The following is a 15,652-nucleotide window of genomic DNA, read 5'->3' as shown; positions in this document are numbered from 1 at the left end:
CGCCGACACCGACGTCCGCTGGTGCGAGAAGGTCACCCTCGACTTCCTCAACACCGGCGACCGGCCCGTCACCACCGGGACCGTCACCTTCGGCACGCACATCATCGGCGCCCTCGGCATCGACTGGGCCACGATCACCTCCACCCACAAGCTGCCGCTGCCGCTCGCCCCGGACCGGAAGAAGTCCGGCAGCTGGCGGGTGTGCGTGGACGGCTGGCGGGTGCCGGCGGGCATGCACCTCGACACCAGGGACGTGGCCTTCAGCTGGAAGAAGGCGCCGGGGAAGTAGGGGAAGCAGGAGACGCAGGAGAGGACGAGGAGGGGGCCGGGGTGCGGCATGCCCTGGCGCTCTGTGCCCGGCCCCTGACGGCCTCCGCAATCCCTTCCTGGATAGCGATGAGTGCCGAGCGGTGCGACGGTCTAAAGAGGCACAGACGCGGCCGCCGGCAGCGCATCCGTCGCAGGGAGAAGACCATGCCCAAGATCACGCCCAACCTGTGGTTCGACACCAAGGGCAAGGAGGCCGCCGAGTTCTACTGCTCGGTGTTCCCGAACTCTCGGATCACGAACGTCACCTATTACAACGAGGCCGGCCCGCGCCCGGCGGGCACCGTGCTGACGGTCGAGTTCGAGCTCGACGGCCAGGAGTACACGGCGATCAACGGCGGCCCGGAGTTCACCTTCGACGAGGCGATCTCGCTGATGATCAACTGCGCCGACCAGGACGAGATCGACTACTACTGGTCCAAGCTCACCGAGGGGGGCGGCGAAGAGGGCCCCTGTGGCTGGGTGAAGGACAAGTACGGGCTGTCCTGGCAGGTGGCACCGGGCGGGATGGCGGAGATGCTCAACGACCCGGACCAGGAGCGGGCGACCCGCGCCATGAAGGCCATGCTCGGCATGAAGAAGATCGACATCGCCGCGCTCCAGGCGGCGGCCGACGCGGCATAGGTCGAGCACAGAGGGTGAGGGTGGGGCGGGTCCGCAGGGCCCCGCCTGCCGCCTGCCGACGACAGCGACCCTGTCGGGGCCGCCTGCTCACGAGCGGCTGCGATGGCGTCCCGTGCGGAGCGGTCGCGGGGCGGGGCGGCGTCGTATGCCCACCTCGCGCAGCGCCCGGGCGGCCGCCTGCACGGCCGTGGGGGACGCCTCGGCGAAGACGGCCTCGTGGGCGTCGGCGTGGGCACGGACGGCGCGCTCGGCGGTGTGCACCCCGTCCGGGGTCAGCCGGATCATGGTGCTGCGGCCGTCGTCCGGGGAGGGCTCGCGGCGTACGAGACCGCGGGCGGTGAGGTGGTTGACCACATTGCTGAGGCCGCCGGAGGACAGCAGCAGGGAGCGGGCCAGCTGGTTCGGCCGCATCCGGTACGGCTCACCGGCTCGGCGCAGCGCGGCCAGGATGTCGAACTCGGCGACCGTGAGGCCGAGTTCGGGCAGTATCCCGCGGGTGGCCTCGTCCAGCGCGCCGGCCAGCTGCATTATCCGTTTCGACAGCTCCGTCGTGGGGCGCAGCACGTCCGGCAGCTCGCTGCGCCAGGCGCCCATCAGCGCATCGACGGGGTCGGGTCCTGGTCCGGGCGCTGCGGTCACGTCCGGCAGGATAGTTCAGCACCATGATAGCTTTCTAAAAAGCTTTCTTCCGAACGTGTAGAGGCTGTGATCTGCCATGGGAAGCGAGAGCCGCCGCACCCCGCGCCTGCTGCTGCGCGGCGGTCTGGTCATCGACACCGACCCCCACCCCACCGCCCACCCGCACACCGATGTCCTCGTCGAGGAGGGCCGGATCGCCGCCGTGGGCGCCGGGCTGCCGTTCGACGGGACCGAGCCGGGCCTTGAGGTGATCGACGCCCGTGCGCTGATCGTGCTGCCCGGCTTCGTCGACACCCACCGGCATCTGTGGCAGGCGGTGCTGCGCTCGGCCGCGGTCGACGAGAGCCTCGACGGCTACCTCAGCCGGATCCTCGGCGACCTCGCCAGCCGCTTCACACCCGCCGATGTGTACACCGGCAACCTTCTCGGCGCGCTGGAGTGCCTGGACGCGGGGATCACCACCGTGCAGGACTTCTCGCACGTCCAGTACTCACCGGAGCACGGCGCGGCCGCCGTCGAGGCGCTGCGGGAAGCGGGCATCCGTGCCGTGTTCGGCTACGGGTACCCGGTGTTCGACGAGGGCGCCCGGCAGGCCGACTGGGTGCGGCGGGTGCGCGCCGAGCACTTCCCGTCGCGCGAGGCGCTGGTCACGATGGCGCTGGCCCCCGTCGGCCCCTCCTTCGGCACGCCGGAGACGGTGCGCGAGGACTGGCTGCTCGCCCGTGAGCTGGGGCTGCCCGTCGTCGTCCATGTGTCGGCCGGGCCGGTGGCACAGGAGCCGGTCGCCGCACTCCGGGAGCAGGGGCTGCTCGCCCCCGGCACCCTCTACGTCCACGGCAATTCGCTGGCCGACTCCGAGCTGCGGCTGATCGCCGAGTCCGGCGGCGCGGTGGCGATCACCCCGGCGATCGAGGCGTCGATGCGGTTCGGTGCGCCGATGGCACCGCGGCTGCGCCGGGCGGGCATCACCACGGGGCTGGGCGCGGACGCGGTCACCTCCGCGCCGGGCGATATGTTCTCGCAGATGCGCGCCACGCTGACGAGCAGTCACTTCGACGGGGCGGGCGACGGCGAGACGTCCACCGTCGGGGCGGCCGATGTACTGCGCATGGCCACCGCCGAGGGCGCCGCGGCGCTCGGCCTGGGCGACGAGGTGGGGTCGCTGGGGATCGGCAAGAGCGCCGACCTGGTGCTGCTGCGCGCCGATGCGGTCAATCTCGCCCCGGTGGGCCACGATCCGATCGGGGCGGTGGTGACCGCCGCGCACCCCGGGAACGTCGACACGGTCCTGGTGGCCGGGCGCGCGGTCAAGCGCGCGGGGCGGTTGGTCCACAGCGAGCTGACCGGCGTACTGGAGGCGGCGCACCGGTCCGCGGAGCGGATCGCGGCTCTGAACTGAACGGCGGAGCGGTTTGCGGCGTGAACTGAGCCGCGGTCCGCGGTCGGGAGCCCGGAGTGCCGGGCCCCCGTGCAGGGACGTTGCGGGCCGTTACGCCAGCGCCAGCCAGGCCGCGCCGGCGACGACCAGGATCGCGACGATCACGCCGACGATGACGCCCACGCGGGGGCCGGACGACTGCTGCGGGGCCGGCGCACGGCGGCTGCCGGCCTGCGGGGTGCCGCCCTCGTCCACGAAGGCCCGGAACATCTGCGTGCTGCCGGCCGGGTCGTAGTTGCCGCCGGCCTGGTTCTGCGGGTTGGTCGCCATGGGCAAGGACCCTAGCGAACCGGGGACGGACGGGCACCCCTGGGGCGCCCAGCGAGCGCCTACGGAGCGGGGACGGACCGCGTACGGGGCGTGGGCGGGTGTGCGGGCAGCTCGTCTGAGGGTGTCCCGCTACCGACCGGAATCGGCCGGTCCCCTCGCCCCCGCCCGTGACCTGCGCCTTTGCGGGGCGCGTCACTCCCGTTGACCACCGACCGCCGGAGAGTTTCCGCTTCCTTTACTCCAATCTCGAACCAATCGTTTGCCTTCAGCAACCAACAGAGTTTATGGTTGCCCGAAGCAACAAAAGGGCGTGAGGGAGAGAGGGAGGGGCCGGTGGCCGCTCACCGTCAGTTCGAGGAGCTGGCCAGGCAACTCAGTGCCATCGGCGCCGTCAAGCGCGAGATGGGCCGGCTCCTGCCCCAGGACTGCCCGCCGGCCTCGGCCGGCGTGCTCACCCTGCTCGACCGGCACGGCGAGATGCGGATGAGCCAGCTCGCCGAGCTGCTCGCCATCGACATGTCGGTGACCAGCCGGCACGTCGCCCATGTCGCCGAGCGCGGCTGGATCGAGCGGGAGCCCGATCCGGCGGACAAGCGGTCCCGGCTGCTGCGGCTGACGCCGAGCGGCCGGGAGCTCCTGGAGGAACTCTCCGCGCGCTACACGGCCGCGCTCGCCCGGTACCTGCACGACTGGACCGACGACGACGTCGGACACCTCAACGACCTGCTCGCCAGGCTCCGTACGAGCTTCGGCGACTGCCGCCCCCGGGCGCACCACGACACCACCCGTACACCCGCGGAATGAAAAGGAACCACATGGCTACGACCACACCAGCCGGTGTGCGGGGCGGCCACGCCAGACACGCAGGCGGGCACCACGCCTCCGACGGGGCCCCGATGAGCCACCGTCAGATCATGGAGGCGCTGTCCGGGCTGCTGCTCGGCATGTTCGTCGCCATTCTGTCGTCGACGATCGTCTCCAACGCGCTGCCCGAGATCATCCATGACCTCGACGGCGGGCAGAGCGCCTACACCTGGGTCGTCACCGCCTCGCTGCTGGCGATGACCGCGACCACCCCGCTGTGGGGCAAGCTCTCCGACCTGTTCAGCAAGAAGCTGCTGGTGCAGTTCGCGCTGGTCATCTACGTGGCGGGCTCGGTCGTCGCCGGTCTGTCGCAGAACACCGGCATGCTGATCGCCTGCCGGGTGGTGCAGGGCATAGGCGTGGGCGGGCTGTCCGCCCTGGCCCAGATCGTGATGGCCGCGATGATCTCCCCGCGGGAGCGCGGCCGTTACAGCGGCTACCTCGGCGCCACCTTCGCCGTCGCCACCGTCGGCGGCCCGCTGCTCGGCGGGGTCATCACCGACACCAGCTGGCTCGGCTGGCGCTGGTGCTTCTACGTCGGCGTGCCGTTCGCGATCATCGCGCTGATCGTGCTGCAGAAGACCCTGAAGCTTCCCGTCGTCCGGCGCGAGGGCGTCAAGGTCGACTGGGCGGGCGCCTTCTTCATCAGCGCGGCGGTCTCGCTGCTGCTGGTGTGGGTGACGCTGGCCGGCGACAAGTACGAGTGGTGGTCGTGGCAGACGGCCGCGATGGTCGGCGGGGCAGTGGTGCTCGGCGCGGTGTTCGTCCTCGTCGAGGCCAAGGCCAAGGAGCCGATCATCCCGCTGCGGCTGTTCCGCAACAGGACGATCACCCTGGCCTCGGTGGCCTCCCTGTTCGTCGGTGTCGCGATGTTCACCGGCACCGTCTTCTTCAGCCAGTACTTCCAGCTGGCGCGCGGCAAGTCGCCGACGATGTCCGGCATCATGACGATCCCGATGATCGGCGGCCTGTTCCTCTCGTCGACCGTCTCGGGCCAGATCATCACCAGGACCGGCCGCTGGAAGGCCTGGCTGGTCGCCGGTGGCGCGCTGCTGACCGCGGGCCTCGGCCTGCTGGGCACCCTCCGCTACGACACCGAGTACTGGCACATCGCGATCTTCATGGCCCTGATGGGGCTCGGCATCGGCATGATGATGCAGAACCTGGTGCTCGCCACGCAGAACCAGGTCGCCCCCGAGGACCTCGGCTCCGCCTCGTCCGTCGTGACCTTCTTCCGCTCGCTCGGCGGTGCGGTGGGCGTCTCGGCGCTCGGTGCGGTGCTCGCGAACCGCGTCACCCACTACGTCAAGGACGGCCTGGCCGAGCTCGGCCCCAAGGCCGCCAAGGCCGCCTCGCACGCCGCCGGCAACAGCGGCGGCGGCATCCCCGACCTGGACTCCCTGCCGGCGCCGCTGCGCACCGTCATGGAGAGCGCCTACGGTCACGCGGTCGGCGATGTGTTCCTGTACGCGGCGCCCTGTGCGCTGCTCGCCTTCCTCTTCACCCTGTTCATCAAGGAGGTCGCGTTGAAGACGCGGGGCGGACTGCACCAGAGCTCCGAGGGCGAACAGGCCGCGGCCACCGCGCCGGCCGCCCCGTCCCTCACCGGCATCCCGGCTCAGGCCGCCGCTCCGGCGCCGGCCCAGGAGCGGGAGCCCGCCCTGGTGGGCGCCGGGCCGGTGGCCTCGGACGACGACGCGCACACCCCCTCCTGGGCCCGGCCGGCCGCCGCGACGGCTCCCCGGCCGACGGCCGCGTACGCCTCCGCCGGCGGCGGTGACGGCGCCCCGACCGGCTCCGCGGTCCACGGCTTCGTCCGCACCGCGGACGGCACCCCCGTGCCGCGGTCCGCGGTGACGCTGATCTCGCTCGGCGGGCGTCAGCTGGGCCGCGCGGTCGCCCAGGCCAACGGCTCGTACGTGCTGAACGCCCCCGGCGCCGGCTCGTACGTGCTGATCGCCGCGGCCGACGGCCACCAGCCGCAGGCCTCCACGGTCGTCGTCGGCGAGGAACCGCACAGCTACGACATCCTGCTCAGCGGCGTCAGCGGCCTCGGCGGCCAGGTCCGCAGCGCGGCCACCGGGGAGCCGGTCGAGGGCGCGATGGTCGTCGTCACCGATGTCCGCGGCGAGGTGCTGGCCACCGGAAAGACCGATGCCGAGGGCCACTTCGCCTTCGCCGAGCTGGCGCCGGGGACCTTCACCGTCGCCGTGAACGCCGCGCACCACCGCCCGGCCGCGCTGCCGGTCGAGGTCGGCGGCCAGGGCACGACCCGGATCGAGGTCGAGCTGCTGTCCGGCGCGCGGGTGTCGGGCACCGTCCGCGCGGGCGGCGCCGGCCGGCCGCTGTCCGATGCGCGGGTGACGCTGGTGGACGCGGCGGGCAACGTCGTGGCCACCTCGACGACCGGGGAGGACGGCGCCTACGCCTTCACCGACCTGGACGCCGGCGACTACACGGTCATCGCGAGCGGCTACCCGCCGGTCGCCACCGGCCTTGCGGTCGACGCCCGCGGGGTCGACGGATACGACGTCGCCCTCGCACACCCCGGGGACTGACCCACCGGGCCCCGGGGCATCTCCGGGGAGGCAGGACCCCGGGCCGGGGTGCGTGGTGAGCGGAGGCGCGCCCCGGCCCGGACCCCAGGGCTCCGGCGGCGGCGTGACGCACAGGCAGGGGACGGCCTGCACGCCGCCGTCCGGAGCCCCCTCAGCACGGGGCAACCCCCACCAGGCAACAAACGGGAGAGGCAATGACTTCGACGGGCGCGGGACTGCGGGCCCAGATCCGTACGCGGGACGGCTGGGCCGTCCAGCACGCCGTACTGACCGTCACCGACATGACGGGCGCGCAGGTGCTGCGCGAGGCGGCGGACGAGGAGGGCGCCGTCCGCAGCGCACAGCCGCTGGCCCCCGGCCCGTACACGGTCATCGTGACGGCCGTCGGCTATGCGCCGGCCGCCGCCACGGCGATCGTGACGGCGAGCGGCCGGATGGACGTGGGCAGCGTCGTCCTGGCGCGGCAGGGCGGGGCCGAGCTGCCGCCGCCCGGCGCATGGACCATCGACCCGATGCACTCGACGGTGGCCGCGGTCGCCCAGCACCTGGGGATCTCCAGCGTGCACGGCCGGTTCACCGAGTTCAGCGGCCGGATCGAGATCGCCGAGGACCTGGCGGCGTCGCGGGTCGAGGCGGACATCAAAGCCGCCTCCATCGACACCGGCAACGGGATGCGCGACGGCCATCTGCGCTCCGAGGACTTCCTGAACGTCGAGGAGTACCCGGAGCTCACCTACCGCAGCTCGGGTCTGACACCGGCCGGCCCGGACCGCTGGACGGTGCACGGTGAGCTGTCGCTGCACGGTGTCGTGCGGCCCGTGGACCTCGATCTGAGCTACCTCGGCACCGGCCCCGACCCGTGGGGCGGGGTGCGCGCCGCCTTCCGCGCCACCGCCGAACTGCGCCGCGAGGACTTCAAGATGAACTACAACCAGGTCGTGGCGGCCGGCATCGCGGCGATCGGGACGACGCTCAGGGTCGAGCTGGACATCCAGGCGGTGCAGGGCGAGAGCCTGCCGATGGGGTGAGCTCCTCCGCTCGCCCCCGGGCCCTCGCCCGTCAGTCGCCCGGCCGGTCGCGCAGCGCCTCGATACCGGCGATCTGCAGGTCGAGCGCGAAGGCGAAGTCGCGGTCGCGCATCTCCCGTACGGTGCTGCCGCCGCGGGCCGCCATGACCTCGGTGGAGTTCTCCAGTGTCTCGGCGAACTCCGGGCGGTCCTGGACCGCGGTCATCACCTGCTGGAAATACTCGTCGACGGGTACCCCCGCCTCCGCGCAACGGGCGTTGAACAGGCCCTCGATGGTGGCGAATCCGTAGACGAACTGGAACACGGCGGACAGCCCGCCGGTGATCTGCTCCAGCGACAGCCCGCTCTCCTTCATCACCCGCAGGCTGGCGTCGGAGAAGGCGGTGGAGTGCGGGCCGATGTTGATGTACGTGCCCAGCAGCCGGGCCACCCAGGGGTGGCCGGTCAGCAGGGCGCGGTATTCGCCGGCCAGGGAACGCAGATGGTCCCGCCAGTCCCGGCCGGTGTCGGCCTCGTCCGGCAGCCGCATCTCGCCCATGACGCTGTCCAGGGCGAGTTCCAGCAGGTCGTCCTTGGTGTCGACGTACCAGTAGACGGACATCGCGGTGACGCCGAGCTCGGCGGCGAGCCGGCGCATGGAGAACTTCGCCAGGCCCTCGGCGTCCAGCAGCCGGACCGTCGCCGCGACGATCTTGTCGAGGCCGAGTCCGGCCGGCTGGTCCGCCTTCCGTTTGAGCGGGGGGCGTTCGGTCAGCCAGACGCTGTTCGGCCGCTTCCCGGCACGGCCGTCCGTCGCTGCCATGACGCCTCCCTTTCCCTGAGCATCGTCGGGCCCGTCCCGTACGGGTGCGGTACGGGACGGCCCCGACGCGCCGTTCACGATGATGTGCCGTTCACGATCGCGTGCCGTACACGATGACGTGCCGTTCACGATCACTTGCACCACCGATGCTATTCCGCCGCGGCTCAGGCCGGTTCCGGGCCGGGCGGTGCGGCCGCCGTCTCCTGTTCCCGGCCCGTGCGCTCGGCCCGGCGCAGGAGGAGGGCGGCGAGCAGCCCGCCGAGGAAGACCGCGGCCGCGCCGGCCAGCTGGCTGACGCCGATGCCGGCGGCGAAGGCGTCCTGTACGGCGGCCCGTTCGGCACCCGTACGGGTCCTGGCGAGCGCCGCGGGCAGCGAGCCGGCGCCCGCCGCGACCAGGGGAAGCAGCGCCACGAAGCGGGAATTGAGGACCGCGCCGAGCACGGCGACGCCCAGGCCCTGGCCGAACTCCATCAGGGTGCCGTTGACGCCGGCGCCCACCCCGGCCTTGGCCGGCGGGATCGCGGACATGATCGCGTTGGCCATCGTCGGCATGGCGAGCGCGATGCCGATGCCCATCACGATCAGGCCGGTCAGCAGGCCCGGGTAGCTGTGCCCGCCGAGCAGCGCTATGGCGGCGAGACCGGCCGCGAGCAGCGACATCCCCGAAATGATCATTCCCGGCGTGCCGACCCTCGGCGTCAGACGGGCGCCGAGCCCGGTGAAGTTGATCAGGATGACGGTGACGGCGAGCGGCGCCATCCGCAGCCCAGCGTCCAACGGGCCGTAGCCGAGGACCAGTTGGAGGTGCTGGGTGAGCAGGAACAGCGAGCCGCCCATCCCGAAGGCGACGAGGATGCCGCCGGAGACCGCGCCGATGAACCGGCGGTTGCGGAAGAAGTGCATGTCCAGCATCGGGTACGGGACATGCAGCTCCCACCGCACGAAGGCCGCGAGGCCGACGGCCCCGACGACGGCGGAGACCAGCACCCGGTCGGACAGCCAGCCGGCCTGCGGCCCGGAGATGATCGCGAAGACCACCCCGCCCATGCCGATCATGGACAGCAGGGCACCCGGCAGATCCGGTCGCTCACCGCCGCGGCTGCCGGACTCGGGGACGAGGGCGACGACGGCCGCCAGCGCCACGACGGCGACCGGCAGATTGACCAGGAACAGCGCGCCCCACCAGAAGTGGTCCAGCAGCGAGCCGCCGATCAGCGGCCCGGCGACGAAGCCGAGGGAGTTGACCGAGCTCCAGATGCCGATGGCCTTGGGCCGCTCCGCGTCGTCGAAGATCTGCATGACGACGGCGAGGGTGGTGGTGACCAGCAGCGCCCCGCCGACGCCCATGCCGGCGCGGGCGGCGATGAGCTGGCCGGGCGACTGGGCGAGGGCCGCACCGAGCGAGGCGAGGCCGAACAGCACCAGACCGGCGGCGAGCATCTTCTTGCGGCCGTAGCGGTCGGCGGCATTGCCGGCGGTGAGCAGCAGGCCGGACTGGACCAGCGAGTAGGCGTTGATCATCCACTGGACGTCGGCGGTGGTCGCGCCCAGCTCCCCGGTGAGGGAGGGGATGGCGACGTTGAGGACGGTGTTGTCGAGGATCACGGTCAGCTGCGCGAGGCAGATGACGGCCAGGATCAGCCAACGGGCGGTGTGCCGGCCCGTCGGCTGACGCGTGGTGGCTTCGGAGGCCACAGCGGACATACGGGCTCCCTGTACGGTGCGAGCAGATGCCTTACACCGTACAGGGCGAGTTATACGCCGTACATTTCATTTTCCGCGCGCGCCGGGGAGGCGGATGCGGATACGGGGCGGGGCGGGCCTTCCTGGTGATCGAGCCTTCCTGGTGATGTCGTCCCCGGTCAGGGCTTTCGCGTCAGGGCTTTCGCGTCAGGCCTGCCGGGTCAGGCCTCCTGGGTCAGGCCTCCCGGGTCAGGTCGTAGAAGGTGGCGCCGCCGACGGTGACCTTCTTGAAGGTCTTCTCCACCCAGGCAGTGATCTTCGAGGAGTCGCCGCTGCTGCCGCCGGGGCCGCCCTTTCCGCCTCCCGGCCCGCCCCGTCCGCCCGCGATGAAGTAGTGGATCTTCCCGTCCGCGACCTCCCTCTTGAACTGGGCGAGGGTCGGCGAGGGGTCGCTCCCGTTGAAGCCGCCGATCGCCATCACCGGCTTCTGGGTGGCGAGTTGATAGCTCGCGGCGTTCTGGGAGCCGATGGCCGCGGCGGCCCAGGTGTAGTGCTCCGCATCCTTCTCCACCAGTGCCTTGGCCCGGTCGCTCACCTTGCCGCCGTTGAGCAGGCCGCCCATCCCGCGGCGCTCGCCGAAGCCGCCCGGGAAGCCCTGCCGGCTCCCCTGCTTGCCGCCCCGGACCGGGCCGCCCGCGCCCGGAGGCAGGCCCGGACCACCCTGGCCCGCGCCCGGCGCGCCACCCGGGAAGCCGCCGCCGGGCCCGCCCATGGCACCCCGCACCGAGGGCCCGGCCGTGACGATCGACCCGCTCTTGGGGGTGTTGACCGTGTCGAGGGTGTACGCCACCGGACCGGCAAGCGCCGTCGCCACCCCGAGCCCGGCCGCGAGCACCGCGATCCGCCGGCCCGCGGCGCCCCGCGGTGCTCGGTCCCGTCCCGCGGCCGCCCCGCCGTCCGGAGCCGCCGTCCGTTGGAGCACCCCCGCCCGTGCCGTCGCCGGCAGACCGACCGCCGCGGGCAGACCGGCCGCCGCGAGCAGACCGAGCACCAACACCGTCCAGCGCAGCCACGGCAGCCACTCCGGCGACCGGTTCAGCAGCACGAACGACCATCCGGCGGTCACTGCGACCGTCCCGGCCAGCACCAGCGCGGCGAGCCGCCCGCCGCGCCGCCACAACAGCGCCGCGCCCATCCCGACCAGCGCCGCGATGTACGGGGCCAGCGCGATGTTGTAGTACTGGTGGAAGATCCCGGACATGAAGCTGAAGATCGTGAAGGTCATCAGCAGCGCGCCGCCCCAGACCAGGAACTCCGCGCGCTGAGCGGCCTGTTCGGCGGCCACCGCGCGCCGGGCCCGCCACAGCACGCACACCGCCGCCACCAGCAGGATCAGCGCCGCGGGCAGCAGCCACGAGATCTGCCCGCCCATGTCGGCCGAGAACAGCCGGGTGATCCCCGTCTGCCCCCATCCGCCACCACCACCGCCACCGGGACGGCCACCACCGCCCACACTGCCGGTCTCGTTGCCGCTGATCCGCCCGAGACCGTTGTAGCCGAAGGTCAGCTCCAGAAAGCTGTTGTGCTGCGAACCGCCGATGTACGGGCGCGAGGACGCCGGCCACAGCTCGACGACCGCCACCCACCAGCCGGCGGACACCACCATCGCCAGCCCGGCGAGCAGCAGCTGACCGCACCGGCGGCGCCGCCCCACCGGTGCACAGCAGGCGTAGACCGCGGCCAGCGCCGGCAGGATCAGCCACGCCTGGAGCGTCTTGGTGAGGAATCCCAGGCCGAAGCAGACACCGGCCAGCACCAGCCACTTCGTCCGGCCGTCGGCCAGAGCACGCAGCACCGCGGCGATCGCGCAGACCATCAGCAGGCACAGCAGCGCATCGGGGTTGTTGAACCGGAACATCAGCGCCGCGACCGGCGTCACCGCCAGCGCGCCGCCCGCGAGCAGCCCGGCACCCGCCCCGAACCGCCGCCGCACGGCCGCGTACAGCACCCCGACCGTGGCCACGCCCATCAGCGCCTCGGGCACCAGGATCGCCCACGAGCTGAGCCCGAAGAGCCGTACCGACAGCGCCATCGGCCACAGCGCGGCCGGTGGCTTGTCGACGGTGATGGAGTTCGCCGCGTCGGAGGAGCCGAAGAAGAAGGCCTTCCAGCTCTCGCTCCCGGCCTGCACGGCGGCCGAGTAGAACTGGTTGGCATAGCCGGAGGAGGACAGGCTCCAGAGGTAGAGCACCGCCGTGACCAGCAACAACGCCAGCAGCGCCGGCCGCGCCCAGCGGGGGTCGGCCACCGGCGGCGCGGTGGCCGGCGGCGCGCTGGCCGGCTCCCGGGACGCCGGCCGCGCCGGCTCCGCTGAGGTGACGGGGGCCGGATCCGGTGACGTCACGGGCGTCGGATGCGACGGACTGGACGGCCGGGGCGGCGTACCGGGCGGGTGCGGGGTCATCGGGCGCTCCTGGAGAGGTCGTTGCGGTCGTGCGGAACGGTCGGCCGCACCGCGGCGGTCTCGTCCGCTCGCTCACGGTCCGGAAAGACCCAGGCGCGGAAGAGCAGGAACCGCAGCACGGTCGCCGCGAGGTTGGCGGCCACCAGCACCGCGAGTTCGGTGCTGTGCGCGGGGGTGCCGCTGGCGGCGTCGAGAGCGGCGAGGGAACCGCTGGTCAGGACGAGCCCGACGGCGAAGACCAGCAGCCCCTGGGCCTGGTGACGCACCGCCCGGTCCCGGCCCCGTACGCCGAAGGTCAGCCGCCGGTTGGCGGCCGTATTGCCGAGCGCCGAGACCAACAGGGCCGCCGCATTGGCCAGTTGCGGCCCCACCCCCAGCCTGAGGAGGGAGTACAGGCCGAGGTAGCACAGGGTGCTCAGCCCGCCGACCACGCAGAAGCCGACGAGCTGACGGGCCAGCCCGCCCGGCACCCCGGACAGCTCGCGGTCGCGCGGATCGTCCCCGAACGGTCGGGCGAGCCGGTCCAGCGGCAGCGCACCGGTCGCCAGCGCCCGCCCCACCCGCCACACGCCCTTGAGGTCGTCGGTGGCCGTCCGCACGAGGTGCACAGTGCTGTCGGGGTCGTCGATCCAGTCCACCGGCACCTCGTGGATCCGCAGCCCGGCCCGCTCCGCGAGGACCAGCAGCTCGGTGTCGAAGAACCATCCGGTGTCCTCGACCATCGGCAGCAGCCGCGCGGCGACCTCACCCCGTATGGCCTTGAACCCGCACTGCGCGTCGGAGAAGCGGGCGGCGAGCGAACCGCGCAGGATGAGGTTGTAGGCGCGCGAGAGGAACTCCCGCTTCGGCCCGCGCACGACGCGGGCGCCGCGGTTGAGCCGGGAGCCGATCGCCAGATCCGAGTGCCCGGAGATCAGCGGCGCCACCAGCGGCAGCAGCGCGTTGAGGTCGGTGGACAGATCGACGTCCATGTACGCCAGCACCGGCGCCTCGGACAGCGACCACACCGTGCGCAGCGCCCGCCCGCGCCCCTTCTGCTCCAGCCGCACCGCCGTGACCTCGTCGATCGCCTCGTCGAGCCGGGCGGCGACGTCCGGCGTACGGTCCGTGCTCGCGTTGTCGGCGATGGTGATCCGGAAGGTGTACGGGAAGGTGCGGGCGAGGTGCTCGTGCAGGCGCCGCACACAGGGTTCGAGGTCGCGCTCCTCGTTGTAGACGGGGATCACCACATCCAGCACGGTCGTGATCTGGCCGAGCCGCAGATGCTCGCGGGGCGGCAGGGAGCCCAGCGGTTGGCCGGGCGGCTGTGTCGTCGTCATGCCGACGACACTCGCCAACTCCACTGTCAGGGCGGTGTGCTGAGCCTGTGACCGGGCTATGAGTGGGGGGCGGGGGGTGCGTCCGGGGGTGGCGGGGCGGGTGCGTCCGCTCGTGCCTTGACGGGTTCGGCCGCCGGCAGCGTCACCGTGAAGACGGTCCGTCCCGGCACGCTCTCCACCCCGACCGTGCCCCCGTGCGCGGCGACCACCGCCTGCACGATGGCGAGGCCGAGCCCCGTGCTCCCGGCGGTCCGCGAGCGCGAGGCGTCGCCCCGCGCAAAGCGCTCGAAGACATGCGGGAGCAGCCCGGCCGGAATGCCGGGTCCGTCGTCCTGCACGTCCAGCCGCACCGCGCCGCCCCGGCCGGCCGCGCGCACCCGGGCGGTCACGGTGGTCCCCTCCGGCGTATGGGTACGGGCATTGGCCAGCAGATTCACCAGGACCTGGTGCAGCCGCCCGCCGTCGCCGTACACCAGCGCCGGCTCCTCGGGCAGCTCCAGCCGCCACCGGTGACCGGGTCCGGCCACCCGCGCGTCGCTCACCGCATCGACCACCAGCGGCACCAGATCGGTGGCCGCGTACGAGAGCGGCCGCCCGGAGTCGAGCCGGGCGAGCAGCAGCAGGTCCTCCACCAGCCCCGTCATCCGCTCCGCCTCCGACTCGATCCGGCCCAGCGCGTGCCGGGTCTCCGGTCCCGGCTGCTCCTGTCCGCGCCGGGTCAGCTCGGCGTAGCCCCGGATCGACGCGAGCGGCGTGCGCAGCTCATGGCTGGCGTCGGCGACGAACCGCCGGACCCGCGTCTCGCTCTCCTGACGGGCCGAGAGCGCCGCACCGACATGCCCCAGCATCCGGTTCAGCGCCGCGCCGACCTGCCCGACTTCCGTCCGCCCGTCCGACTCGGACGCCGGCACCCGCACATGCAGCGCCACCTCGCCCCGGTGGAGCGCGAGTTCGGAGACGCGGGTGGCGGTCGCGGCGACCCGGCGCAGCGGCCGCAGCGCGATACCGACCATCGCGGACCCCGCGATCCCGGCCGCGATCAGCCCGGCGAGCGTCACACACCCTTCGATGAGAGCGAGCCGGCCGACCGTGCCCTGGACATCGCGGAGCGGCAGGCCGAGCACCAGCGAGCCGTCCTTGCCGGACTGCACCCGGTAGTCACCGAGCCCGGGCACCTCGGCGGTGTGCGGCCGGCCGTCCCGCGGTACCGCGTTCAGCGCGGCGAGCTGGTTCCCGTCCAGCGGCGCCAGCCGGTCCTCGGGCAGCCGCCTGGTCGCGTTGCTCAGCTTCGCCCCGTTCTGGACTCTCCCGTCGGGTCCGATCCGCGCCCCCACCGTCCCCAGGGGCTGGCCCCCGATCGCCACGAAGTCCAGGTCGTTGCCCTGGGTCCGCATCGGATCGTGCGGCGGCGGCCCCTCCGCCCGAATCACCGAAATCTTGACCTGCCCGTCCAACTGCCCCTGCAGATAGGAGTGCAGGGCAATGGTCGTCACCGTCCCGATGACCGCCCCGACGACGGCGATCATGACCACCGCCGACACGACGAGCCGGGTCCGCAGCGACCAGCGGCGACGACGGGGAGCGGGGGTGGAGGGGGGCATTGGGACGGTGACGACCATTGCCCTGCACTCCTA

Annotated in this window: 12 protein-coding genes and 1 pseudogene; 6 read left to right on the top strand and 7 right to left on the bottom strand. The window is 72.7% G+C overall.

Annotation, left to right across the window (positions count from 1 at the left end):
- Together EST54_RS34325 and EST54_RS29685 are read left to right on the top strand one after the other, a co-directional pair.
- Window positions 1-289: pseudogene (locus EST54_RS34325) on the top strand (hypothetical protein); the annotation flags it as partial.
- A gap of 185 nt (window positions 290-474) precedes the next feature.
- A complete protein-coding gene (locus EST54_RS29685) occupies window positions 475-951 on the top strand; it encodes a VOC family protein (RefSeq protein ID WP_129250798.1) in 477 nt (158 codons plus the stop codon).
- 87 nt (window positions 952-1,038) lie between these two features.
- On the opposite strand, the gene EST54_RS29680 is transcribed toward EST54_RS29685, so the two are convergent.
- Window positions 1,039-1,590: a MarR family winged helix-turn-helix transcriptional regulator gene (locus EST54_RS29680; protein WP_244942642.1), complete on the bottom strand. Its 552-nt coding sequence runs from the start codon at window positions 1,588-1,590 to the stop codon at window positions 1,039-1,041.
- 76 nt (window positions 1,591-1,666) lie between these two features.
- On the opposite strand from EST54_RS29680, the gene EST54_RS29675 reads away from it, so the two are divergent.
- Complete coding sequence (locus tag EST54_RS29675) at window positions 1,667-2,989, top strand: amidohydrolase family protein (protein WP_129250797.1); 1,323 nt, start codon at window positions 1,667-1,669, stop codon at window positions 2,987-2,989.
- Window positions 2,990-3,079: 90 nt separating this feature from the next.
- Here EST54_RS29675 and EST54_RS29670 read toward each other — a convergent pair whose 3' ends face one another.
- On the bottom strand, window positions 3,080-3,298 hold the full coding sequence (locus tag EST54_RS29670; RefSeq protein WP_093484285.1) for a hypothetical protein: 219 nt from the start codon (window positions 3,296-3,298) through the stop codon (window positions 3,080-3,082).
- Between the two features lie 333 nt (window positions 3,299-3,631).
- Here EST54_RS29670 and EST54_RS29665 point away from each other — a divergent pair, with 333 nt between their 5' ends.
- From EST54_RS29665 to EST54_RS29655, 3 genes are all read left to right on the top strand, one after another.
- Complete coding sequence (locus tag EST54_RS29665) at window positions 3,632-4,102, top strand: MarR family winged helix-turn-helix transcriptional regulator (RefSeq protein WP_129250796.1); 471 nt, start codon at window positions 3,632-3,634, stop codon at window positions 4,100-4,102.
- 11 nt (window positions 4,103-4,113) lie between these two features.
- On the top strand, window positions 4,114-6,720 hold the full coding sequence (locus EST54_RS29660; protein WP_129250795.1) for an MFS transporter: 2,607 nt from the start codon (window positions 4,114-4,116) through the stop codon (window positions 6,718-6,720).
- Between the two features lie 194 nt (window positions 6,721-6,914).
- A complete protein-coding gene (locus EST54_RS29655) occupies window positions 6,915-7,748 on the top strand; it encodes a YceI family protein (RefSeq protein ID WP_129250794.1) in 834 nt (277 codons plus the stop codon).
- Between the two features lie 31 nt (window positions 7,749-7,779).
- Here the strand turns inward: EST54_RS29655 and EST54_RS29650 are convergent, their stop codons facing one another.
- The 5 genes from EST54_RS29650 to EST54_RS29630 form a co-directional block, all read right to left on the bottom strand.
- A complete protein-coding gene (locus tag EST54_RS29650) occupies window positions 7,780-8,550 on the bottom strand; it encodes a TetR/AcrR family transcriptional regulator (protein ID WP_129250793.1) in 771 nt (256 codons plus the stop codon).
- 164 nt (window positions 8,551-8,714) lie between these two features.
- Window positions 8,715-10,256, bottom strand: coding sequence for an MFS transporter (locus EST54_RS29645; protein WP_129250792.1), 1,542 nt, complete (start codon window positions 10,254-10,256; stop codon window positions 8,715-8,717).
- Window positions 10,257-10,470: 214 nt separating this feature from the next.
- A complete protein-coding gene (locus EST54_RS29640; RefSeq protein ID WP_129250791.1) occupies window positions 10,471-12,699 on the bottom strand; it encodes an ArnT family glycosyltransferase in 2,229 nt (742 codons plus the stop codon).
- Window positions 12,696-14,018, bottom strand: a complete 1,323-nt coding sequence (locus tag EST54_RS29635) for a bifunctional glycosyltransferase family 2/GtrA family protein (protein ID WP_129250790.1) — start codon at window positions 14,016-14,018, stop codon at window positions 12,696-12,698. Before EST54_RS29635 ends, EST54_RS29640 begins: the two co-directional genes overlap by 4 nt.
- A 56-nt stretch (window positions 14,019-14,074) precedes the next feature.
- On the bottom strand, window positions 14,075-15,637 hold the full coding sequence (locus EST54_RS29630) for a sensor histidine kinase (protein WP_275543282.1): 1,563 nt from the start codon (window positions 15,635-15,637) through the stop codon (window positions 14,075-14,077).
- Window positions 15,638-15,652 lie beyond the last annotated feature (15 nt).

This window comes from Streptomyces sioyaensis (assembly GCF_004122735.1).
GTDB lineage: Bacteria > Actinomycetota > Actinomycetes > Streptomycetales > Streptomycetaceae > Streptomyces > Streptomyces sioyaensis.
This window is presented reverse-complemented; position numbering and strand designations above follow the sequence as displayed.

Coding starts and splice junctions, on each gene's coding strand:
- EST54_RS29685 (WP_129250798.1), top strand. CDS start 475: ATGCCCAAGATCACGCCCAACCTGTGGTTCGACACCAAGGGCAAGGAG.
- EST54_RS29675 (WP_129250797.1), top strand. CDS start 1,667: ATGGGAAGCGAGAGCCGCCGCACCCCGCGCCTGCTGCTGCGCGGCGGT.
- EST54_RS29670 (WP_093484285.1), bottom strand. CDS start 3,298: ATGGCGACCAACCCGCAGAACCAGGCCGGCGGCAACTACGACCCGGCC.
- EST54_RS29660 (WP_129250795.1), top strand. CDS start 4,114: ATGGCTACGACCACACCAGCCGGTGTGCGGGGCGGCCACGCCAGACAC.
- EST54_RS29655 (WP_129250794.1), top strand. CDS start 6,915: ATGACTTCGACGGGCGCGGGACTGCGGGCCCAGATCCGTACGCGGGAC.
- EST54_RS29650 (WP_129250793.1), bottom strand. CDS start 8,550: ATGGCAGCGACGGACGGCCGTGCCGGGAAGCGGCCGAACAGCGTCTGG.
- EST54_RS29645 (WP_129250792.1), bottom strand. CDS start 10,256: ATGTCCGCTGTGGCCTCCGAAGCCACCACGCGTCAGCCGACGGGCCGG.
- EST54_RS29640 (WP_129250791.1), bottom strand. CDS start 12,699: ATGACCCCGCACCCGCCCGGTACGCCGCCCCGGCCGTCCAGTCCGTCG.
- EST54_RS29635 (WP_129250790.1), bottom strand. CDS start 14,018: ATGACGACGACACAGCCGCCCGGCCAACCGCTGGGCTCCCTGCCGCCC.
- EST54_RS29630 (WP_275543282.1), bottom strand. CDS start 15,637: ATGGTCGTCACCGTCCCAATGCCCCCCTCCACCCCCGCTCCCCGTCGT.